Annotated in this window: 24 protein-coding genes and 1 pseudogene; 13 read left to right on the top strand and 12 right to left on the bottom strand. The window is 67.6% G+C overall.

Features of this window, described 5'->3' with window-relative positions; translation table 11 throughout:
- Positions 1-58 precede the first annotated feature (58 nt).
- Positions 59-643: a TetR/AcrR family transcriptional regulator gene (locus TBIF_RS02325; protein WP_235174440.1), complete on the bottom strand. Its 585-nt coding sequence runs from the start codon at positions 641-643 to the stop codon at positions 59-61.
- Positions 610-2,022: an amidase gene (locus TBIF_RS02320; RefSeq protein ID WP_024793264.1), complete on the bottom strand. Its 1,413-nt coding sequence runs from the start codon at positions 2,020-2,022 to the stop codon at positions 610-612. The genes TBIF_RS02325 and TBIF_RS02320 overlap by 34 nt, the downstream gene beginning before the upstream one ends.
- A 107-nt stretch (positions 2,023-2,129) precedes the next feature.
- Here TBIF_RS02320 and recO point away from each other — a divergent pair, with 107 nt between their 5' ends.
- The 3 genes from recO to TBIF_RS02305 are packed head-to-tail and all read left to right on the top strand — an operon-like array spanning position 2,130 to position 4,100.
- Complete coding sequence (recO, locus tag TBIF_RS02315; RefSeq protein ID WP_024793263.1) at positions 2,130-2,933, top strand: DNA repair protein RecO; 804 nt, start codon at positions 2,130-2,132, stop codon at positions 2,931-2,933.
- Entirely contained in the window at positions 2,887-3,702 is an 816-nt protein-coding gene (locus TBIF_RS02310) for an isoprenyl transferase (protein ID WP_084611486.1), read from the top strand. The genes recO and TBIF_RS02310 overlap by 47 nt, the downstream gene beginning before the upstream one ends.
- Entirely contained in the window at positions 3,699-4,100 is a 402-nt protein-coding gene (locus TBIF_RS02305) for a hypothetical protein (RefSeq protein WP_024793261.1), read from the top strand. Before TBIF_RS02310 ends, TBIF_RS02305 begins: the two co-directional genes overlap by 4 nt.
- A gap of 346 nt (positions 4,101-4,446) precedes the next feature.
- Here TBIF_RS02305 and TBIF_RS02300 read toward each other — a convergent pair whose 3' ends face one another.
- The 5 genes from TBIF_RS02300 to TBIF_RS02280 all read right to left on the bottom strand — a co-directional run bounded on the left by TBIF_RS02300 (position 4,447) and on the right by TBIF_RS02280 (position 7,964).
- Entirely contained in the window at positions 4,447-5,076 is a 630-nt protein-coding gene (locus tag TBIF_RS02300) for an RES family NAD+ phosphorylase (protein ID WP_024793260.1), read from the bottom strand.
- The gene (locus TBIF_RS24310) at positions 5,070-5,591 is read right to left on the bottom strand and encodes a hypothetical protein (RefSeq protein WP_024793259.1); all 522 of its coding nucleotides are present in this window, start codon (positions 5,589-5,591) and stop codon (positions 5,070-5,072) included. The genes TBIF_RS02300 and TBIF_RS24310 overlap by 7 nt, the downstream gene beginning before the upstream one ends.
- Before the next feature lie 71 nt (positions 5,592-5,662).
- Positions 5,663-6,700: an ABC-2 membrane transporter-related protein gene (locus tag TBIF_RS02290; protein WP_024793258.1), complete on the bottom strand. Its 1,038-nt coding sequence runs from the start codon at positions 6,698-6,700 to the stop codon at positions 5,663-5,665.
- The gene (locus tag TBIF_RS02285; protein ID WP_024793257.1) at positions 6,697-7,551 is read right to left on the bottom strand and encodes an ABC transporter ATP-binding protein; all 855 of its coding nucleotides are present in this window, start codon (positions 7,549-7,551) and stop codon (positions 6,697-6,699) included. Before TBIF_RS02285 ends, TBIF_RS02290 begins: the two co-directional genes overlap by 4 nt.
- Positions 7,548-7,964: a GntR family transcriptional regulator gene (locus TBIF_RS02280; protein ID WP_235174437.1), complete on the bottom strand. Its 417-nt coding sequence runs from the start codon at positions 7,962-7,964 to the stop codon at positions 7,548-7,550. The genes TBIF_RS02285 and TBIF_RS02280 overlap by 4 nt, the downstream gene beginning before the upstream one ends.
- Positions 7,965-8,114: 150 nt before the next feature.
- Here TBIF_RS02280 and TBIF_RS22690 point away from each other — a divergent pair.
- From TBIF_RS22690 to TBIF_RS02250, 6 genes and pseudogenes are all read left to right on the top strand, one after another.
- Positions 8,115-9,495 (top strand): annotated as a pseudogene (locus TBIF_RS22690) (cholesterol oxidase substrate-binding domain-containing protein).
- Between the two features lie 84 nt (positions 9,496-9,579).
- A complete protein-coding gene (locus TBIF_RS02270) occupies positions 9,580-10,440 on the top strand; it encodes a LuxR C-terminal-related transcriptional regulator (RefSeq protein ID WP_024793255.1) in 861 nt (286 codons plus the stop codon).
- A 103-nt stretch (positions 10,441-10,543) separates the two neighbouring features.
- On the top strand, positions 10,544-11,986 hold the full coding sequence (locus TBIF_RS02265; protein WP_024793254.1) for an MFS transporter: 1,443 nt from the start codon (positions 10,544-10,546) through the stop codon (positions 11,984-11,986).
- A 262-nt stretch (positions 11,987-12,248) separates the two neighbouring features.
- Entirely contained in the window at positions 12,249-12,704 is a 456-nt protein-coding gene (locus tag TBIF_RS02260; protein ID WP_024793253.1) for a tellurite resistance TerB family protein, read from the top strand.
- A 134-nt stretch (positions 12,705-12,838) separates the two neighbouring features.
- Positions 12,839-13,414 carry a TerD family protein gene (locus TBIF_RS02255; protein ID WP_024793252.1) on the top strand — a complete coding sequence of 192 codons (576 nt, stop codon included), beginning with the start codon at positions 12,839-12,841 and terminating at the stop codon, positions 13,412-13,414.
- Positions 13,415-13,578: 164 nt separating this feature from the next.
- Positions 13,579-14,682, top strand: a complete 1,104-nt coding sequence (locus TBIF_RS02250; RefSeq protein WP_024793251.1) for a DUF475 domain-containing protein — start codon at positions 13,579-13,581, stop codon at positions 14,680-14,682.
- A gap of 76 nt (positions 14,683-14,758) precedes the next feature.
- On the opposite strand, the gene TBIF_RS26080 is transcribed toward TBIF_RS02250, so the two are convergent.
- The gene (locus TBIF_RS26080; protein WP_235174435.1) at positions 14,759-14,878 is read right to left on the bottom strand and encodes a VWA domain-containing protein; all 120 of its coding nucleotides are present in this window, start codon (positions 14,876-14,878) and stop codon (positions 14,759-14,761) included.
- Positions 14,879-15,125: 247 nt separating this feature from the next.
- On the opposite strand from TBIF_RS26080, the gene TBIF_RS02240 reads away from it, so the two are divergent.
- A complete protein-coding gene (locus TBIF_RS02240) occupies positions 15,126-16,439 on the top strand; it encodes a vWA domain-containing protein (RefSeq protein ID WP_235174433.1) in 1,314 nt (437 codons plus the stop codon).
- Between the two features lie 64 nt (positions 16,440-16,503).
- Entirely contained in the window at positions 16,504-17,676 is a 1,173-nt protein-coding gene (locus tag TBIF_RS02235; RefSeq protein ID WP_024793249.1) for a TerD family protein, read from the top strand.
- Positions 17,677-17,746: 70 nt separating this feature from the next.
- On the opposite strand, the gene TBIF_RS26410 is transcribed toward TBIF_RS02235, so the two are convergent.
- On the bottom strand, positions 17,747-17,875 hold the full coding sequence (locus tag TBIF_RS26410; RefSeq protein WP_268746890.1) for a hypothetical protein: 129 nt from the start codon (positions 17,873-17,875) through the stop codon (positions 17,747-17,749).
- A 131-nt stretch (positions 17,876-18,006) separates the two neighbouring features.
- Here TBIF_RS26410 and TBIF_RS02230 point away from each other — a divergent pair, with 131 nt between their 5' ends.
- Positions 18,007-18,636, top strand: coding sequence for a class I SAM-dependent methyltransferase (locus TBIF_RS02230; protein WP_024793248.1), 630 nt, complete (start codon positions 18,007-18,009; stop codon positions 18,634-18,636).
- 110 nt (positions 18,637-18,746) lie between these two features.
- Here TBIF_RS02230 and TBIF_RS02225 read toward each other — a convergent pair whose 3' ends face one another.
- Genes TBIF_RS02225 through TBIF_RS22685 form a run of 3 tightly spaced genes read right to left on the bottom strand, consistent with a single transcriptional unit; the run spans position 18,747 to position 19,833 of the window.
- A complete protein-coding gene (locus tag TBIF_RS02225) occupies positions 18,747-19,076 on the bottom strand; it encodes a YnfA family protein (RefSeq protein ID WP_024793247.1) in 330 nt (109 codons plus the stop codon).
- Positions 19,073-19,480 (bottom strand): Fur family transcriptional regulator, encoded by a 408-nt coding sequence (locus TBIF_RS02220; protein WP_024793246.1) that lies wholly within the window; start codon positions 19,478-19,480, stop codon positions 19,073-19,075. The genes TBIF_RS02225 and TBIF_RS02220 overlap by 4 nt, the downstream gene beginning before the upstream one ends.
- Positions 19,477-19,833: an ArsR/SmtB family transcription factor gene (locus tag TBIF_RS22685; protein ID WP_051461310.1), complete on the bottom strand. Its 357-nt coding sequence runs from the start codon at positions 19,831-19,833 to the stop codon at positions 19,477-19,479. Before TBIF_RS22685 ends, TBIF_RS02220 begins: the two co-directional genes overlap by 4 nt.
- Positions 19,834-19,985: 152 nt before the next feature.
- On the opposite strand from TBIF_RS22685, the gene TBIF_RS02210 reads away from it, so the two are divergent.
- A complete protein-coding gene (locus TBIF_RS02210) occupies positions 19,986-21,380 on the top strand; it encodes a glycine--tRNA ligase (RefSeq protein ID WP_024793245.1) in 1,395 nt (464 codons plus the stop codon).
- Positions 21,381-21,387 lie beyond the last annotated feature (7 nt).

Below are 21,387 nucleotides of genomic sequence, written 5' to 3'. Positions count from 1 at the left end.
GCCGCGTCTGACCGGAAGGGCTGCGGTTTATGTGTGGGACGCCTCTAGGCGGGCGCGCTCAGGGCCGGGCCGTGCCGGCGACCAGTAGCGCAAGGGCCTCGCCGACTTGTTGGCCGGGCTCTCCGGTGGCGAGGCGGCGCAACTGTAGGCCGGTGATCATGCCGACGATTGCCGGGGCCAGCCGCTGCGCGTCCGGGACGCCGAGCGCGGTCAACACTGTGATCGTCAGCGCGTCGTAGGCGGCGAAGCACTCTGCGGCGGACTCGCGCAGGTACGTGTCGCGGCCAGCCTGCAGGTACAGCTCGAAGGACGCGACCTGCTCTGAGGTGAACGCCAGGCTGGCGGCGACCTCGGAGACTAGCGCGGCCGCCTCGGACAGGTCCGGGACCAGGCCCGCGTACCGGGCGGTCTCCGCGGTCAGCCGGGTGGTCAGCTGCTCGACAAATCGCAGGAGCGCCGCGCGCAGCATGTCCGGCTGGGTCGCGAAATGATAGGTGACCGAGCCGAGCGAGACCTTGGCCTCGGCCGCGATCCGGCGATTTGTCACGGCCGGGATGCCGTCGGTGCCAATGACCTCGAGGACCGCGGACAGGATCCGGTCCCGGGCGCTCACCACCACGGGGTCGGCTGGTGGCTGGTCCACTGGAGTTCCTCCTCGAGCTGTGCGGCGACGGCCACCAGCAGTGGCTCCGAGTTCGCGTTGCCCATAATCTGCGCGCCCAGGGGGAGGCCGTCGGTGGCGAACCCGGCGGGCACGTTCACGCTGGGCCAGCCGAGTACGTTCCATGGCCACGTCATGGGGCAGAACGCGGTGATGACCTTGTCAGTCTGCCAGCCATTCAGCCCGTCAATCGCGTCGGCGCGCACAGGCGGGGTGGCGGTGGTGGGGGCGAGGACGAGGTCGACGCGGTCGAAGACCTTTCCGATACGACGTCGGATGCGGGGCTCGGCCTTGCGGGCGGCGGCCAGCGGAAGCCCGTGCAGCACACGGCCGTTGCGCGAGTGCTCGAGCGTGCGGTGATCTAGCAGCGAGGGGTCGGGGAAGTGCTGGCGCCAGTCCTCGAGCCCGCACATCGAGCGTGGCAGGAAGTTCAGGCCGAACAGGATGCCGTAGCGGGGGTTGTCGATGACGACGTCGTGGCCGAGGCGGGTCAGGGCCGCGCCGACGTTCTCCACGGCGGAGATCACCTGGCGGTCCAGCTTGGACGGCGTCGCGGTGAATGGGATATCGAGGGAGAGCGCGATCCGCAGCTTGCCGGGATCGCGACCCACCCATTCGCTGACGGAGACGGGGGTCGGCTGGGCAGCGTCGCCGGGGTAGTTGCCGGAGAGCGTGTCGAGGAGCAGAGCGGCGTCCGCGACGGTGTGCGCGAGGGGGCCGATGACGGTGAGGCCATAGAACGGGTCGGCGTCCGGGAAGGTGGGGATGCGTCCGCGTTGGGGCTTGATGCCGACGAGGTTGGTGCACGCGGCGGGGATGCGGACCGAGCCCGCGCCGTCGCTGCCGAGCGCCGCGGGGACCAGGCCCGCCGCGACGGCCGCCGCGCTGCCACCCGACGACCCGCCGGGGGTGTGCTCACGGCTCCACGGGTTCCGGGTGTGGTTGCCGGCACCGCCGGTGAGCGGCCACTGGCCCAGCTCGGGGGTGTTCGTCTTGCCAACGATGATGGCGCCAGCCGCGCGCAGTCGCCGGACCATCTCGGAGTCCGCGCGGGCGGGCGGGAGATTCGCGTCGTCGCAGCCGAAGGCGGTGGGCAGGCCGGCGAGGTTGACGTCGTCCTTGATCGCGATTGGCACGCCGAGCAGCGGGAGGTCCTCGCCCTGCGCGCGGCGCTGATCGGCGGCCAAGGCCTCGGCCAGGGCGTCGTCGCGGCGGATGCGGCGGAATGCGTTGAGGGTGGGCTGGCTGGCCTCGATGGCGTCGAGCGAGCGAGTGGTGAGCTCGACGGAGCTGACGGACTCGTCGAGCAGCTGGGCCAATTGCCCGTGCAGGGTCCGCGGGCTGGAGATGGTCGACGTCAAGACAGGGCCTCCGTGGATTGGTGATGTGCCCTGAGATTATCACTGTTCGTTCGAACGAACAGTGTCGCCTGCGGAGGTTTGTCGGCGCCAGCGCCTAAGCTGGGTCAGTGAGGTTATATCGGGATCGGGCCGTCGTGCTGCGGCAACACAAGCTGGGCGAGGCCGACCGCATCATCACCCTCCTCACCCGTGAGCACGGCCTGGTCCGCGCCGTCGCGAAGGGCGTGCGTCGCACCCGGTCGAAATTCGGCGGCCGGCTCGAGCCGTTCACCCACATCGACGTGCAGCTCTATCCCGGCCGCAACCTCGACATCGTCACCCAGGTGCAGATCCTCGACGCGTTCAGTGAGGATATGACCTCCGACTACGGCCGCTACACCACCGGCAGCGCCATGCTCGAGACCGCCGAGCGACTGGCCGGCGAGGAGCGTGCGCCCGCGCGGGAGCTGCAGCAGCTCACCGTCGGCGCGCTTCGAGCCCTCGCGCTGGCCCAGCGGCCCGCGTCCCTGGTGCTCGACGCGTATCTGCTGCGGGCGATGAGCTTCGCCGGCTGGGCGCCCGCCCTCGACGACTGCGCCCAGTGCTCCGCTCCCGGCCCGCACCGCGCGTTCCACGTGGCCGCCGGCGGGTCCGTGTGCGTGCACTGCCGGCCGCCCGGGTCTGCGACGCCCTCGCCCGGGGTCCTCGACCTGATGGACGCCCTCTACCACGGGCGCTGGGACGAGACCGAGTCCTCGACCGAGTCCCAGCGCAGCCAGGCCAGTGGCCTGACGGCCGCCCACCTGCAGTGGCACCTCGAGCGACAGTTGCGGACGCTGCCGTTGATCGAGCGCGCCAGCCCGTACAGCGGGCTCGTCAGGCAAGATGGTCAACGTGATCCAGCGACGCAAAGCACGGCCATCGGCAGCTGAGGCCAACCGGGTGATCCGCCGGCCCGCCCCCCACCCCTCCGGCGCCACCCCGCCGGCGCTGCCTGCCGAGTTCATTCCCCAGCACGTGGCCCTCGTGATGGACGGCAATGGGCGCTGGGCCCAGGAGCGGGGGCTGCCGCGCACCGCCGGGCACGAGAAGGGCGAGGCCGTCCTGATGGACACCCTCGAGGGCTGTATCGAGCTGGGCGTGGGCTGGCTCTCGGCCTACGCGTTCTCCACCGAGAACTGGAAGCGCAGCCCCGAGGAGGTCAAATTCCTCATGGGCTTCAACCGCGACGTGATCCGGCGCCGGCGCGACGAGATGCACGAGATGGGCGTCCGCGTGCGCTGGGCCGGGCGCAAGCCGCGGCTGTGGGCGTCGGTGATCAAGGAGCTCGAGATCGCCGAGGAGCTCACCCAGCACAACACCGTGATGACGCTGACGATGTGCGTGAACTACGGCGGCCGGGCCGAGATCGCCGACGCGGCGAAGGCCATCGCGATGGAGGTCGCCGCCGGCCGGATCAACCCGGCGAAGATCACCGAGGCGACGGTGGCGCGCTTTCTGGACGAGCCGGATATGCCCGACGTCGACCTGTTCCTGCGCCCGTCCGGCGAGATGCGCACCTCGAACTTCTTGCCGTGGCAGTCCGCCTACGCCGAACTGGTCTTCCAGGACACGCTGTTCCCAGACTTCGACCGCCGGGACCTGTGGGCCGCGTGCGTGGAATATGCCAAGCGGGACAGACGATTTGGAGCAGTCAAATGAGCGACGCGGTGGAGGCGGTGCACGCTGGGGTCCTCTCGGCGCTCGCGGGGCTGGCCGGGGAGATATCCACCACCGACGACGGCTCGCTGAGCTTCGTGAACGAGGGCTGCGTGTGGTCGGTGCGCGTGGTGGAGCTCGCGGCGGGGCTCGAGATGGTGTCGATGACCTGCGTGCTCGCCTGGGACGTGCAGCTAGACGAAGGGTTGCGCGGCCGGACCGACGAGGCACGGCGGCTGGTGCAGTTCGGCTCCGTGGAGCTGGTGGATCGCGGCGAGCAGGCAGACCTTTTGCTGCAGTACGTATTTCCCGCGGGTGGACTCGCCCCGGCGGCGCTGACGACGATGCTGCTGCTGATCCTCGGCGGGGCGGCGGACGCGCGGGAGCTGGCGCTGGGCTGAGCCGGCGCGCGGTGGAAGCAAGGGTGCGTACCCTGCCCGGCGGGACGTCACGATTGGCCTGTGCCTTCGTTGGCGGGTAGGGAAACGGTCGGTTCCGCAGCCGAGCATGGTGCGCACAGTGATTGCGGACGACGTTGAGGCTTCGGTAGGTGGCGCACGTAGTCCTCGCCCCTGGGCTCATCCCGGCGATGATGCTATCTCTGCAACCAGGCATCGTGCCGCGTCACCGAGGAATCGGGCTTGCTGATGGTTCCCCCGGACCAGGAAGACTGACACTTGGAGCCGGTGACACGCAGTCGGTGGCTACCAGAGGGTGTTGATACGGCAGGGCTGCACCGGATGGACGTCAGACCCGGGGCGCCAGAACATCGACGTGCAGCCCCGCGCAGAAGTCGATGAGCCAGTCGAGGTCAGCGCCGGTGGCGAAGATCCGGCCATAGGTTGGGTCGATCTCTAGGTCTGTAGACGTAAGGCGGTCGCCGAACAACACATACGCGCGGTCGCTGTTGCAGCGCTTGGACATCCACGCGACGCCGTCGAGCCCGCAGCGATGCGCGGCCTCAGCCCACCCGACTGTGCGCGGGTACTCGCTGGCGGTGGTGTCCGCCAGCTGCGCCGCCTCGATGCGGAGCGCCCGCAGTCCCGTGCCGAGGAACGACGCCAGCCGCAGATCCCGAGTGGTCGAGAGGCGGGCCGCCACCTTGTTCTCGTAGTCCTCGGGGAACAGGACCCCGCCGGTGACGGGCACATCGTGCAGGAGGGTCTCGCAGATGGCGGCCTCCTGCGTCTGCGCGGCGTACAGCACGGGGACCGGCGGGCTGCCAAAAAAGGAGAAGCGCCCGCCCGGGCCAAGGCCGGGATTGAAGATCGCCGCGGTCCTGCCCGGAGCGTTGTTGAATACGCGGACCAACTGGCTGCCGGCGGGCAGAGTGACCGTGTGCGGATTGAACGGCTCAGGCGGGCTCGGCGTCACCATTGGGTGTTGAACTTCGCCCGGGCGGCGGCGAGTACCGCATCGGGTTCCGTCGCCAGGAGGTCGACAGGGCGGCGGTCGGCGAGCCACCCACTAGGAGAGCACAGCCACATCGCGGTGCTCTCCGCCGACCAATCAGCGTCTGCGGCCAGGCGGAGGATCGTGGGAATGGCCGTCTGCACAACACCGTTCGCATCGAATTGGAAACCGGGGTAGAGGTAGCTCTTCCCCCTGCGGATGCCGAGCACCCTACCGGCCTTGCGCTGGTCGGCTGTGAAGCTGCGGGTATTCGACGCGCGGGATCCGAGCAGCCGGGCGACGTCGGTGCTGTTAAGCAGTCCGAATTCGGATTCAATGGCGCGCCAGCGATTCTCCGTGGCCTGCACGGCCCGTGCGATCTGCGGCGTCGTCGGCGCGTCGACAGCCTGGACCGCGACGCCCAACGCCAACACGCTGCGCAGCGTGTTCTCGACCGCGCGCTGCAGTGCGGGGTTACTGGTGGACAGCGTTGAGGCCATGAACTCCTCCTAGGGCGACAGTTCCTACGATACTGGAAATTGTAGGAACTGTCGCCCGTGTGAGTCCGAGGCTACGGCCGCAGCCGCCGCAGCCCCCACCGTGCGGGGATCAGCAGGGCGCCGGCGAGCAGCAGCAGGATCGCGGACTCGGTGACCTGGAAGCGCCAGAACCGGCTCTCCGGGTGGTACTTGATCTGATAGTGGTCCGCGCCCTGCGCCCGTAGGCACTCGACCTCGGTCGCGGTGTGGGCATCGTGCCACGCCTTCGATCGCGCCTCGAATGCGGCGGTGGTCTCCTCCGGTGCGGCTTCGGGGTAGTCCTGGTCTTCCTGATAGATCTGGCAGGACCCGCGGTCGATCGTGATGCCGCGGCCAGCGGCGTCGACATACCCGGAGCTGACGGTCCAGATTCGCTGGTTGTCGCTGGTGGTTCCAAACGAGTAGTAGGGCATTCCGTTGTCGAGGCTCTGCGCGTCGATATCCGGGGTGGCGTAGTGCGGCCGGGCGAAGGCCCCGAGCGAGACCAGGACCGCACCGGCGACTACCACCGTCAGCGCCATCGAGGCCAGGGACCGGCGCAGGAGCAGGGCGATCGCGGCACCGAGGGCCAGCGCGAACGCGGTCGTCGCGCCCAGCAACAGGGCCGAGGACTGGAACGTCGGGAAATCCAGGACGGAGCCGTTGCGGGCCCAAAAGGTAAACCCACGGGACCACTGCAGCGCGGCCCCGAGAGCGGTCGCGGCTACAACGACTGGCACGAACACCACCAGCAGCTTCGACCAGAACCACCGGCCGCGGCTCACCGACTGCGACAGCCCCAGCACGTGGGTGCCGCGCGCGATGTCACGGGCGAACACCGTCACGCCGACAAAGACGCCGAGCAGCAGGGGCAGGACCGTAGAGAACAGGGTGGTGAAGTCGAGAACCGTCTCCGCCTTGCAGGCCGCGGAGCCGGATTCATAGCAGACGCTATAGCCCCCGAGGAACTGCACCGCGCCGGTTGGCCGCAGGATCAGTGTGCTGACCACGACGGCGGCGATCAGCAGCCCGATCACGCTCAGCGCGGCGATGAGGCTGGCGCGGTGCTGGCGCCAAGTGGCCCAGATCATTTGGACTCCAATTCTGCGGCGGACAGGTGGGCGATAATGATGTCGTCGAGCGTCGGGGTCTCGATCTGCCAGCCCTCGGCGGGCGTCGGGCGCGGTCCCTGCACTAACAACGTGGATTGCCGTGCGCCGGAACGAGTCTCGACCACCGCGCCGGAGCCGGTGTATTCAGTGTTGGCCGGCCCGAGCAGGCGGTGATGATCTGCCAGGACCTCATCGAGGCTGCAGGACAGGCGAACTCGGCCGGCGCCGAGCAGCAGGATGCGGTCGGACACATCGGCGAGCTCGGCGATGATGTGCGAGGACAGCACGATGGTGGTGCCGCGCTCGGCGGCGTCGGTCATCAGGGCCCCGGCGATGGACCTTCGGGCGATCGGGTCGAGGTCGGCGAGGGGCTCATCGAGCAGCAGGAGCTTCGGGCGTCGTCCCAGGGCGAGGGCCAGGGCGACGCGGGCACGCTGGCCGGGGGAGAGGGATTTGACCTTCGAGTCCTGCGCGATGTTGGCGGACTCGATCAGGCTCAGAGCGTACGGCTGGTCCCAGTCGGGGTTGGTCTCCTTGCCGAAGCGCAGCGTCTCCGCAACGGTGAACGACGGGTACAGCGGCTTGTGCTGCGCTAGATATGACAGGCCCTTGCTGATGCCGGACTGGCCGGGGGTCTGGCCGAGCACGACGATGTCTCCGGAGTCCGCGGTGAGCAGACCGACGGCGATCGACATCAGTGTGGACTTGCCCGCGCCGTTCATGCCGACGAGGGCCGTGACGCTGCCCTGGGGGATCTGGAAGGTGCAGCCGCGCAGCGCGCGTTTCCTGCCGAAGCTCTTGTGCACATCTTCCATGGCGAGCGCGGTCATGTGGTCTCTCCTGTGTCGGGGCCGAATTCGGCGTCGAGGGTGTCGGCCGCGAGGGCCTCGAGGTCGGTGCGCTCGAGGCCGGCGGCGACGGCGCGGCGGATCCACTGCGTGAGTTCCTCACTTAGCGCGGCTCGCTCGGCCATGCCGGGTTTGGCGAGCGAGGCGGTGATGAAGGTGCCGAGGCCGGGTTTTGCCGCCACGAGGCCCTCATGCTCCAGTTCGCGGTAGGCCTTGAGCACCGTGTTGGGGTTGATCGCGAGCTCGCCGACGACGTCCTTCGCGGTGGGCAGCTTGTCGCCGGGAACGAGGATCCCCAAGCGGAGCGCCTGCTTCACCTGCGCGATCAGTTGGGCATAGGTGGGGAGGCCGGATTGCCGGTTGATGCGGAACTCGATCATCCATTGCCCTTTCACTAGTTCATTAGTGGAATGACTATGGATTGACGGTACGACTTTTGTCAAGCAGGGGGTCTGGGTTGCGCGGATTAATAGGCCAGTGGCACAGGAATAGATCTTGTTCGAGATTGGGCATGACGTACATCCCATTCGATAGAGGCGAGTTCAGTGGCACACAGCGCGGCGGATCAAAGATCGACGACCAGATCGATAAGCAGACGGGGGTTTCTCGCGGCCGGCGCAGGCGCGCTAGCCCTTGCCGGTTTGACCTGGTCGCCCGCGGGGGCGGTGCCCTGGGGCCCGCAATCCACGCTGCCGGCCCCACCCGCATTCCCGGCGGGGATCCCGTTGTCCCAGCAGGCCTACGCCAGGCATGCCGATGATGTCGTCACGCTCGCGAACTGGGCGCGGGAGAACGGGTACACGCTCCGGGCGCGCGGCACGATGCACGGCTGGAGCCCCCTGACGGTGGTCGCGGGGGAGCCCGTCGATCGAGTGCTCTTGGTGGACACCATGGTGCACTTGAACGCCGTCGCCATCCACAGCGCGGGACCGCATTCGACGGTGACGGCGGGCTCCGGCGCCAGCGTCAAGTCGATCCTCACGGCGCTGCAGGGGCGGGGCCTGGGTTGGGCCAACTCGCCGGCGATCGGGGATCTGTCCATCGCGGGCGCCCTCGCGATCGGCGCGACGTACCCCGCCGCCGGTGAGACCGTCACCCCCGGACAGTCCTTCGGCTCGCTGAGCAACCTGATCACCGCACTGACCGCCGTGGTGTGGGATGACGCCGCGGGCTCCTATGTGCTCCGCGAGTTCGCGCGGACGGACTCCGAGAGCACCGCCTTCCTGACGCACCTCGGGCGCACCTTCATCACGTCGGTGACGCTGCAGGCCGGGGAGAACTACCGCTTGCGGTGCCAGAGCTTCACGGATATCCCGTGGCGGGAGCTGTTCGCGCCGCCCGGGTCGCCGGGGCGGACCTACGAGAGCTTCGTTGAGGAGGTGCACGGCCCGTACAACTATTTCTTCTCCGACAACCTCTCCGAGACGGGACCACGCCCCTGGGGCAGGTTGCCAGGGGCATGCAGGTTCTATCTGCGGCACACCACGGTGCGCGTGGTCGCCGGGGGCGGCGCCGTGATCACCAAGCGGTCCAACATCGCCCGCGTGATCCATGAGATGACGAGCTGGCTGAACGAGCGGATGACCCACTACGCGTCGAAGGGGCAGTACGCCGGGGCTGTCGGCATTCCTTCGTGAGATGGAGCGGTGGATGGTCGCGAACTACTCCGGCGACTACGCCACCTTCCGGCCGGAGTGGTCGAAGGGCTGGGCGTTCACCGACGAGGCCGCGTGTCAGGACGAGGAGTTCCTCACCCGCACTGTGCCGAACACGTTCCGCCAGGGCGGCGACGGGAACTGGGACCACGCCATTCAGCAACACCTTCATCGACCGGTTCATGCGATAGGGCAGAGCGGGGGGGGGGCAGCCGGGACTTGGCCCGTGGCTGAACTCCCAGGTGCGCGGGTCACGCTCGGGTACACTTAGTGACCCTGCGTACACGCAGGTGGGCGGAGCGGCTGGGAGGTGTTGGGCATCGACGACTTGGAAGTTCACCCTCAAGGTGACGCGGTGCGCGCGACCCTCCGGGAGATTCGCGCGAAAACGGGACTTCCGGTCGCGTTTCTCGGGATTGTCGGGCCCCGGATCATGCGGCTTGAGGGTGGCATTGGACTGCGGACAGGTGCGCTAAAGGGCCTCGACGTCAGGACCGGGAGCGGTCTGGGCGGACGGGTGGTGGATACCGGCCGCGCCGCCGCGGTGGTCGACTACTGCGCGTCGTCCGGCATCACCTCCGAATACCGCTCCAACGTGGCCGCCGAGGGATTGCGCTCGATGATCGCGGTCCCGCTGATGGTGGACAACCGGCTTAAGGCGGTCTTCTACGGCGCCGACCACTCCGCGGTGACCTTCGGCGACGGCGTGCGCAGGTCCGTCGCCAACGCGGTGCGGGGATTGTCTGACGAGCTGCGGATTCGCCGTGAGGTCAATCGGCGGGTCCAGTATGCCGAGGCCGCGGCGGTGGAGCACGCGCCCGGCGGGGTGGCGGGCACCGACCGCGAGATGCTCCGTGAGCTGTACTCCGAGCTAAGGATGATCGCTGGCCAAATTGGCGATCAATCCGTGCGGGACCGCCTCGAGGGCGCCTGCGGGCAGCTGGCCGATATCAGCCGGAGCGACCCGATGATGTCGAGCGCCGGGGATGGTGGGACCGTGCTGACGCATATGCGGGCGGCCCCGCTGCTGTCCGTCCGCGAGATCGATGTCCTGGCCCAGGTGGCCCTCGGCTGCACCAACATCGAGACGGCGCAGCGGCTCTCGCTCAAACCGGAGACGGTGAAGGCCTACCTCCGCAACGCCGGGCAGAAGTTGGGGACCCGCACCCGCTTCGAGTCCGTGACCAGGGCGCGAAGCCTGGGGATCCTGCCCTAGATCGTCGCTACACCCTTTTGGGTGTAGTGACGATGTGGTGATAATCACTACGGTTCTGAGGTGTTAGGCCACTCACAGTGGCCCTGAGCCCCAGGAGCGTTTGATGCCCACCACCTCACCCGCGGCGGCGACACCCACCGCGACACCGCAGCCGCTGTCGAAGGCTCGCCTTCGTCGCGTGGCGCTGGCCAGCAGCATCGGCACCACGATCGAGTTCTACGACTTCTTCATCTATGGCACCGCCGCCGCGCTCGTGTTCCCGACGATCTTCTTCTCGGACATGAGCCCCGGCATGGCCACGATGGCATCCTTCGCGACGTTCGCTGTCGCGTTCTTCGCCCGGCCCGTCGGCGCGATCATCTTCGGGCACTTCGGCGACCGGATCGGCCGCAAGCAGACCCTGGTGTGGACGCTGCTCATCATGGGCATCGCGACGGTGATCATCGGGCTGCTCCCGGGCACGCACACCGGGGTGTTCGGGCTGTTCCCCAACGGCATCGGGCTCATCGCGCCGGTGCTGCTGGTGGCGATGCGGTTCATGCAGGGCTTCGCGGTCGGTGGCGAATGGGCCGGCGCGACGCTGCTGACCGCCGAGTACGCACCTCCGGGCAAGCGCGGGCTGTACGCCGCGTTCCCTCAGATGGGCCCCGCGTTCGCCTTCATCCTCTCCAGCGGCACGTTCCTGCTGTTCTCCCTGTCCGCCGGCTCCGACATGGGCGCGACCAGCACATTCATGGCCATCGGCTGGCGCGTGCCGTTCATCCTCTCGGCACTGCTCGTCGCGGTGGGCCTGTGGGTGCGCATCTCCGTTGACGAGACCCCCGTGTTCAAGGAGGTGCAGCGCCGCAACTCCGCAGCAGCAGCCGCCACCGGCGCCCCGGCCAACCGGCTGCCGTTCCTGGACGCCATCCGCTTCCAGGGCAAGGAGATCCTGATCGCCGGCGGCGCGCTGTCGAGCCTGTTCTCGCTGTTCTACATCGGCACCGCGTTCCTGACCAACTACGGCACCGCGACCCTCGGCTTCACCCGGCCGTTCGTCCTGACCATGGGCATGGTGGCCGCGGTCTTCTTCGGCGCCGCGATCCTGGGCTCCGCGATGCTCTCGGACAAGCTCGGCCGCCGACGGGTCATCATGTCCTCGTGCATCCTGGCAGTGGTCTGGGTCTTGGCGCTGTTCCCGATCCTGAACACCGGCAACCCCGTGCTGTTCGCGGTGGCACTGATCATCACGCTGGTGATCTTCGGCATCGCCTACGGCCCGGCCGGCGCGGCGCTGCCCGAGATGTTCCACGAGCGCTACCGCTACACCGGCGCTGGCCTGGGCTACAACCTCGCCGGGATCCTCGGCGGCGCGCTGCCCCCGCTGGCCGCCGCGCAGTTCGTGGCGAACGGCCACACCGAGTACGTCGGCTACATGCTCGCGGCACTGTCGCTGGTCAGCGTGTTCTGCGTGTGGAAGATGGTCGAGACGAAGGGCCACGACATCGTGAGCGAATCCGACTCGAGCATCGACGCGAACTCCGAGAAGGTGCTCGCCGGGGTGTAGTTCTTGAAATGCAGTGGAGGGGCCGGCCCGGTGGGGTCGGCCCCTTCGCTGCATTGGGGCCCGCTAGCGGACGTCAAGCGCGAACGCTGACAGGCGAATTGGGCTGGCGAAGTGCAGCAGGCGGAGCTCCGACCAGAAATGCACCTAGTATCGACCCTGGCAGTGCAGTGCGCCGCGCAACCGCGCGTCCACCCGTAATCGGGCAGCCCCACTCAGGTGGCGGCCCTTTTAGTTGCCACCTACACCTAACACAGGAGGACCGATGGCATTCTGGGACCAGCTCAAGGCGAAGACCCAGGAGCTGAACGGGCAGTTGCAGACGAAGACTGCCCAGTTCAAGAACAAGGAGTTCGCCAACGGCGCGATGGCGATGTGCGCGTTGATCGCGGCCGCCGACGGCAGTATCGACCCGGCGGAGCGGCAGAAGACGGCCGCGCTGATCATGTCGAATGAGTCGTTGAAGGTCTTCACCCCGGATGAGCTGCGACAGAAGTTCGACTGGTACTGCGACAAGCTGCAGGGCGACTTCGACTTCGGCAAGGTCGAGGCGACTGCCACTATCGGCAAGCTCAAGTCCAAGCCGGAGCAGGCGCGCGCGGTGATCCAGATCGGCATCATCATCGGTGGCGCGGATGGCGACTTCGACCAGCACGAGAAGAACGCGGTCAAGGAAGCGTGCTTCGCCGTGGGGATCAACCCGGGCGAGTTCGACCTCTGAGAACTATTCAGACTGCTGGCTGCTCCGATGGCATGGCTTCGTGTCGCAGGCGCCAGCGCTGAATCTAGGCTGTAAACCAGATTCCCGGCACGTGCCGGGAATTGTCACAGCACAACAAGTCCAGGAGGACAAACATGGGCGTGAGCCTGACCAAGGGTGGCAATGTCTCACTTACCAAGGAGGCTCCGGGCCTGACCGCGGTGGCCGTGGGCCTGGGCTGGGATCTGCGCGTCACGACCGGGGAGGACTTCGACTTGGACGCGTCGGCGATCGCGCTGGGCGCGGACAAGAAGGCCGTCTCCGACCAGCACTTCGTGTTCTTCAACAACCTCAAGTCCCCCGATGGCGCCATCGAGCACACCGGCGACAACACCACCGGTGAGGGCGACGGCGACGACGAGATCATCAAGGTCAACCTGGCTGCCGTGCCGGCGAACATCGACTCGATCGTGTTCCCAGTCTCGATCTACGACGCCGACGCCCGCAGCCAGTCCTTCGGCCAGGTCCGCAACGCGTACATCCGCGTCGTGAACCAGGCCGACAACTCCGAGCTGGCCCGCTACGACCTCTCGGAGGACGCGTCCACTGAGACCGCCATGGTGTTCGGTGAGCTCTACCGCAATGGCTCGGACTGGAAGTTCCGTGCAGTCGGACAGGGCTACGCGTCCGGCCTGTCCGGCATCGCGCGCGATTTCGGAGTCTCTGTCTAGAACATGTAATTTGGTTGCGGCGCGACCGATCGATCGGTCGCACCGCCACCGATCTAGCTGGCCCCAGCACGAGTGCCCTCGATTCCGGCCTTCTCCACACCTCTCTGGAGTGACGCGGCCATGAGGGTGTCACGTTCCGACTAATCCGAGAAAGGCCACCGTTCGTGGTTCTCCGCATTTTCGGAGTCTCGTTTGCCGTCACCGTCGTCGCCCTCGTGGTGGCGTTTCTCTACGGTGGCCCGCAAGCCTTGCTCCTGGTCACCATCCTTTCCATCCTCGAGATCTCCCTCTCGTTCGACAACGCGGTCATCAACGCGACCGTGCTGCGGCGGATGAGTGAGTTCTGGCAGAAGATCTTTCTCACGGTCGGCATCGTTATCGCCGTGTTCGGCATGCGCCTGGTGTTCCCGCTGGTCATCGTCTGGATCGCCTCCGGGCTCGGCCCGATCGCCGCGCTCGACCTCGCGTTGAACCCGCCGGCGGACGGCGCCGCGTACTTCCCCGACGGCTCGGCCAGCTACGAGACGCTGATCACCGACGCGCACCCGCAGATCGCGGCGTTCGGCGGCATGTTCCTCCTCATGCTGTTCCTCGGATTCATGCTTGAGGAGAAGGAGATCACCTGGCTGTCGTGGATCGAGAAGCCGCTGGCACGGGTTGGCAAGCTCAACCAGCTCGAGGTTGTCATCGCGACGACGCTGCTGGTCATCACCGCCACGGCCATCGCGCCGGAGGACAAGACCGCCACCGTGATGATCGCAGGCGCTCTGGGCATGATCACCTACATGGTCGTCAATGGGCTCGGTGAGTTGTTCAACGTCGACGAGGACAGCACCGGCCCCAGTGAATTGGCCAAGGCCACGGGCAAGGCCGGGTTCTTCCTGTTCCTCTACCTCGAGGTCCTCGACGCGTCGTTCTCGTTCGACGGTGTGATCGGCGCATTCGCGATCACTGCCGACCCGATCATCATCGCGCTCGGCCTGGGCTTCGTCGGCGCGATGTTCGTCCGCTCGCTCACGGTCTACCTCGTCCGGCAGGGCACCCTCTCGGATTACGTGTACCTCGAGCACGGCGCGCACTGGGCCATCGGCGCCCTCTCGCTCATCCTGCTGTACTCGATCGGCACCCACGTCTCGGAGATCGTCACCGGCCTGACCGGTGTTGTGCTGATCGTTGCGGCGCTGGTGTCCAGCATCATTCGCAACAAGCGCAACCCCGACGTCGGTGAAGCAGCCGACGCGCCGGCGAGCGTGCAAGTCAAGCCCTGACACCCCGGGCATCGTGCCCCACCCCAGCTATGGGGTGGGGCACAAACTCATTTGGTGCGCAGGCCATCCATGGTGATCAGGCGAGGACACCCGCGGCGCGTGCGGCGCGCAACCAGTCCGCGTACTCCGAGAGCAACAGCCCGTAGAGGCGGCTGTCCGGCGAGGCATCGGCGTTGTCGACGGCGAAGAACAGCACGAGCGTGGGGACGCTGGTGTCGCGGTCGAGGCTGGGTGGTGGTGTTCCTTCGTTGTGTCGTCGACTATTCGCGTGTCCGCGGCAAATCGTATGAGTGGGCTTCCGGTCGGTGCGACGGCCGGCAGATGGGGATGGGGGATATAACATCATGTGGTGGCCAGAACCTGATCACCGCTGGTGAGAACATCCGCCCCTGGACTCATCGCCCAACCAGTCCGGAAACCATTGGTCCGCAAAGGATGTCGACGTGCCGCAGCATTTGAGCAGAGGGCAGAACGCGCCCCTGGCCGTCAGTGAGATGATCATCACCGTCTCGGCATCCGCGGCCGTGGATGTGTCAGCGCTGCTGGTCACCGAGGCCGGCATTGTGCGCTCGGACCAGGACTTCGTGTTCTACAACCAGCCGGCCGGCCCCGGCGTCCACCTCCAGCCCGGACTCGCGGGCGCGCCGGCCAGCCTCGCGGTCGACCTCGCCGCCATCCCCGCCGAGATCGCGCAGGTTCGGGCGATCATCACCTTGGCCGACGCCACCAGTTCCTTCGGCCGTCACAGCCCGCCGGTCACGCACCTGCGGGACCCGGCCGGGACACTGTTGTTCGAGTACCGAATGGACGGTCTCGACACCGAGTCGATCGTCATCGCCGTGGACCTCTACCGACGCGACGGCGCCTGGAAGGTGCGCGCGGTCGGGCAGGGCTACGCCGGGGGTTTCGCGGCGCTGGTCACCGACCACGGCGTCGCCGTCGACGATGGCCCAGCCCCAGACCCCACGGCAGCGCCCGCCGCCCCGGCCATGGCGCTGCCGACCGGGACGCTGGACCGCCTGCCGGTGGACATGCGCAAGCGCCTCGACCTGCGCAAGAAGCAGGTAGCGGTGTCGCTGCAAAAGCATGGCGGCGATCAGCTCAAGGCGCGTATCGTCCTGGTCCTCGACGCGTCCGGGTCGATGGGGGGGCTCTACGCCAAGGGCATCGTCGGCGGCATCGTCGAGCGCATGGCGGCCGTCGCCGCGCACCTCGACGACGACGGCGCCATGCAGGCCTTCACGTTCGCATCACACAGCGCACGGCTGCCCGACCTCGAGCTCAGCGACCTGCCGGAGTGGATCCGCCTGCACGTGCGCGTCGGGCAGCTGAAACTGTTCGGTGGCCGCGCGAAAAACCTCGAACCCGGCCAGGTCGACATGCGGGCCGTCGGCATCCAGAACGAGGAGCAGAAGGTCATCGCCGACGTCCGCGCCCTGGTCGCCGCCGATCCGCAGTCCGTCCCGACCCTCGTGCTGTTCTTCTCCGACGGCGGGGTCCACCGCAACCAGGAGATCGAGGAGCAACTGCGGGCCGCGGTGGCCGAACCGATCTTCTGGCAGTTCATCGGCCTCGGCCGCGCCGGGTTCGGGGTTCTCGAGAAGTTCGACAACCTCACCGACAGGCTCGTCGACAATGTGGGCTTCTTCTCCGTCGACCAGATCGACGAGATCCCCGACGCCGAACTCTACGACCGGTTGCTCTCCGAGTTCCCGGCCTGGACCAGGGAAGCCCGCCGCCACCGCATCATCGACTGACCCAGCCGCATCCGTCACGCGCCCCCGCCGGAGGGCCGAGGACACCGAGAGAAGGAGACCCCGCATGCCCACCCTCGCCAAAGGCCAGAACGCGCCCCTGGAAGCCGACACGATCACCATCTCCGTCGCGCTATCCGCGCCGGCCGATGTGTCCGCGCTACTGCTCACCGAGTCTGGCAAGGTCCGCACGGACGCGGACTTCGTCTTCTTCAACCAGCCCAGCGGCCCCGGCGTCCAACTGCTGACCCGCCCCGGCGGCGCAGAAGTGCAGATCACCACAGCCCAGATCCCCACCGATATCGACCTGGTGCGCGCGGTGATCACCCTGGACAACCCGGGGGCCACATTCGGGCAGTTCCCCGCGCCGACCGCGCGCGTCGCCGACGCGACGGGAAGCCTGCTGTACGAGTACCCGATCGACGGGCTGGCGAGCGAGTCCGTCGTCGTCGCGCTCGAGGTGTACCGCCGCCAGGGCGCCTGGAAGGTCCGGGCGGTGGGGCAGGGCTACGCCGGTGGGTTCGCAGACCTGGTCACCGACCACGGCATCAGCGTCGACGACGCGCCCGCCTCGGCGCCTGCGCCGACCCCCGCGCCCGCACCGGCAGCCTCGCCGCCGGCCCCGGCGCAGTCCACCGAGGTCAACCTGACCAAGGGCCGGCCGGTGAGCCTCGTCAAGGGGCAGCGGGTCAGCCTGCGCAAGGACGGCGGCGTCGCCCTGACCCTGGTGAAGATGGGTCTGGGCTGGGACCCGGTCGAGAAGCGGGGGATGTTCGGCAGCCGCGCCATCGACATCGACCTGGACGCGTCCGCGGTCATGTTCGCAGACGACCAGATCGCCGATGTCTGCTACTACGGGCAGCTGCAGTCCAAGGACGGCTCGGTGGTGCACCAGGGCGACAATCGCACCGGTGCCGGCGACGGCGACGACGAGGTCATCATGGTCGACCTCACCCGGGTGCCCGCCTACGTCAACACCATCATGTTCGTCGTCACCTCTTATAAGGGGCAGACGTTCGAGCAGGTGCAGAACGCGTTCTGTCGGCTCATTGACGCCACCACCGCCGGTGACGAGCTCGCCCGCTACACTCTGCACGGCGGGATGCCGTTCACGGGAATGGTGATGGCCAAGGTGTTCCGGGGCGGCGACGGATGGAAACTCCAAGCTATCGGCGAGGGCATCCAGGCCAAGCACCTCGGCGAGGCCGCCCCGCAGCTGGCCGGATTCGTCCACATCTGAGAACGCCCAGGCAGCACCTCCGACCGGACGCCTGCCGGCGCGCACGATCTCGCGCGTGTCCTCGCGCAGATCACCGATCGCTAGCCGCAGGCGCGTGGAGCCAGCCGTAGCGCTTGCCCAGATCCGACGCGCGCAGGCGGGCCTGGTCCCGCTTGGCCGCGGGAATCTCACGGCGGTCCACACAGACTGTGGAGATCACCTCCGTAGACATTCGGGTGCGACGGCGATGAATCTGTCGACGTTGTCGACAGATTCGATGGGTTGAAAGGTCCGCCCACGCCCGCCGCGTCGCACTAGGCTCGGGTGAACCAGTCCCACGGAGGAACCCCCATGCGCCAGCCAAGTGCCGCAGCCATCGAGCGCTCATTCGACAAGATGTCCGGCCAATACGACCGTGGCATTCAGCTGCTGGAACGCTATCTCCTGGGCGAGATCCGCGGTTGGGCCACCGGGGAGGCGACGGGCGAGGTGCTCGAGATCGCCGTCGGCACTGGCCTGAACCTGCCGCTATATGGGGACAAGGCGACGCACATCATCGGCATCGACCTGTCGGAGGGGATGCTGGACGTCGCGCGTGAGCGGGTGGCGGCGGAGGGCCTTCAGCGGGTGGAGTTACGCCAGGGCGACGTGGAGCGGTTGGACCTGCGCGACGAGTCCGTCGATACCGTCGTCTCCACCCTCACGTTCTGCACCATTCCAGACCCGGAGCAGGCGAGCCGCGAGGCGTTCCGGGTGCTGCGACCGGGCGGTCGGATCGTGGTGGCCGAGCACGGTCCGGCGGCGAACGGACTGGTCAGGGCGATGATGCGGGCCGTGGACCCCCTGGCGGTGCGCTTCGGTCACGACCACCTCATGCGCGTGCCCGGGCCCTACCTGGAGGCCGCAGGCTTCATGATCGAGGATGCCCGCCGCGGCGGCGCGTTCGACGTGGTCCACAAGCTCGTCGCGCGCAAGCCCTGAGGCCTCTGCACTCAGCCGCCTCTGCACACACCTACACCCTGGTGCAGGGCCTGATGAGAATATTTGTGCAATGCAGGCGGTCGTCGAGACTCTGCGACATGCGGTTCCCCCTACCTCGGCGAGTACATGATGACGCCGACCCCGGCCAGGCAGATCACAGCGCCGGTGATGTCCCAGCGATCAGGCCGGAAACCGTCGAGCACCATCGCCCAGGCCAGCGAGCCGGCGACGAAGATCCCGCCGTAGGCGGCGAGGATCCGCCCGAAGTTCGCGTCGGGCTGCAGGGTGGCGACGAACCCGTACGCGCCCAGGGCGAGCACTCCCGCGCCGACCCACAGATAGCCCTTGTGCTCGCGGATGCCCTGCCAGATCAGCCACGCACCACCGATCTCGAACAGTGCGGCGACTATGAACAGGGCGATGGACCTGGCTGCGGTCACTTCGCGCTGCACTCCGCGCACAGCCCGAAGACCTCGACGGTGTGGCTGGCGCGGGTGAAGCCATGCTCGGCGGCGACGGCCTTGGCCCACGTCTCCACCGCCGGACCGTCGACCTCCACGGTGAAGCCGCACTCGCTGCACACCAGATGGTGATGGTGCCCTAGGGAGCAGCGCCGGTAGATGGCCTCGCCGGACTCGGTGCGCAGCACGTCGACGGCGTCGGCCTCGGCGAGGGACTGGAGGGTCCGGTAGACGGTGGTGAGTCCGATCGTCTCGCCGCGCCGGCGGAGCTCGTCGTGCAGCTCCTGCGCGGAGCGGAACTCGGGGATGTCCTCGAGCAGCGCGCTGATGGCGCTGCGTTGGCGGGTGGCGCGCACCGCGGGTTTAGGGGCTGGGGTTGTCATTGCTGGCCTTCCTGCGCGTGCGCGATGGCGTCCACGACGATGTGCGCGAGATGGTCGTCGATCAGCCGATAGCGGACCTCGCGGCCAGCACGCTCGCCGCGCACCACGCCGGCGGCCTTGAGCACGCGCAAATGCTGGCTGATCAGGGGTTGGGTGGCGTCAAGGTTCTCGACTAGCTCGTGCACGCAGCACGCGTGATCGCGCAGCATCAGCACAATCCCGATGCGCAGGGGGGCTGACAGCGCGCGCAGCAGCTCGCCGGCGGAGTCCAGGGTGGCGCGGTCGGGGACCGGAGGATGGTCGAAATGCGAGTGGCCGGTGTGGGAGTCCAGCGGCTCCTCGGCGATGGTCATAACAATCATTTTCATATGCAGTATTGCGCATGTCAAATGGGCGATTCCCGCGCTGTGAATCGGGCGGTTCCTGCACAGGGTCGCCGACCGGATAGGCTGACACGGTATCTCTACCCGTCCGCACCGCGGACCTCGTGACTGGAGTGGCTCCCTTGGCAGGCAAATCCAACCGCATCGATTCCGTCGTCAACTTGGCCAAGCGCCGAGGTTTGGTCTTCCCTTGCGGTGAGATCTATGGCGGCACCAGGTCGGCGTGGGACTACGGCCCGCTGGGCGTCGAGCTTAAGGACAACATCAAGCGCCAGTGGTGGCGCTCGATGATCACCAGCCGCGAGGACACCGTCGGGCTCGACTCGTCTGTGATCCTGCCCCGCGACGTGTGGAAGGCCTCCGGGCACCTCGAGGTCTTCAACGACCCGCTAGTCGAGTGCCTGAACTGCCACAAGCGGCACCGTCAGGACCACCTGCAGGAGGCCTACGCGGCCAAGAAGGGCATCGACGACCCGGATTCCGTGTCGATGGAACTCGTCAACTGCCCTGATTGCGGCAACAGCGGCAAGTGGACCGAGCCGCGCGATTTCAACATGATGCTCAAGACCTTCCTCGGCCCGGTCGAGTCGGAGGAGGGCCTGGCCTACCTGCGGCCCGAGACCGCACAGGGCATCTTCATCAACTTCGCGAACGTCCTGACGACCTCGCGCAAGAAGCCCCCGTTTGGCATCGGCCAGATCGGCAAGAGCTTCCGCAACGAGATCACCCCCGGCAACTTCATCTTCCGGACCCGCGAGTTCGAGCAGATGGAGATGGAGTTCTTCGTCGCGCCCGGCACCGATGAGGAGTGGCACAAGTACTGGATCGACGAGCGCATGAGCTGGTACACGGAGCTCGGCATCGCGCCCGAGAACCTGCGTTTGTTCGAGCACCCCCAGGAGAAGCTCTCGCACTACTCGAAATCGACCATCGACATCGAGTACCGCTTCGAGTTCGCCGGCAGCGAGTGGGGCGAGCTCGAGGGCATCGCCAACCGCACGGACTTCGACCTCAAGACGCACAGTGAGCACTCGGGCACAGACCTGAGCTACTACAACCAGGTCGATGGCGAGCGTTACGTCCCATACGTCATCGAGCCCGCGGCCGGCCTCGGCCGCTCGCTGATGGCGTTCCTCGTCGACGCGTACACCGAGGACGAGGCACCCAACGCGAAGGGCGGCGTCGACAAGCGCACCGTGCTGCGCCTGGACCGCCGCCTCGCGCCTGTCAAAGCCGCGGTGCTCCCGCTCAGCCGCAACGCCGACCTCACGCCGAAGGCGAAGGACCTGGCCAAGCAGCTGCGCCAGCACTGGAACGTCGAGTTTGACGACGCGGGCGCCATTGGCCGCCGCTACCGTCGCCAGGACGAGATCGGCACGCCGTTCTGCATCACGGTCGACTTCGACACCCTCGACGACCAGGCCGTGACTATCCGCGAGCGGGACTCGATGGCGCAGGAGCGCGTCGCGCTGGACCAGGTTGAGGGCTACCTGGCCCAGCGACTGATCGGCAGCTAAGCGCCAG

Origin of the sequence: Tomitella biformata AHU 1821 (genome assembly GCF_000524475.1) — a bacterium.
GTDB lineage: Bacteria > Actinomycetota > Actinomycetes > Mycobacteriales > Mycobacteriaceae > Tomitella > Tomitella biformata.
This window is presented reverse-complemented; position numbering and strand designations above follow the sequence as displayed.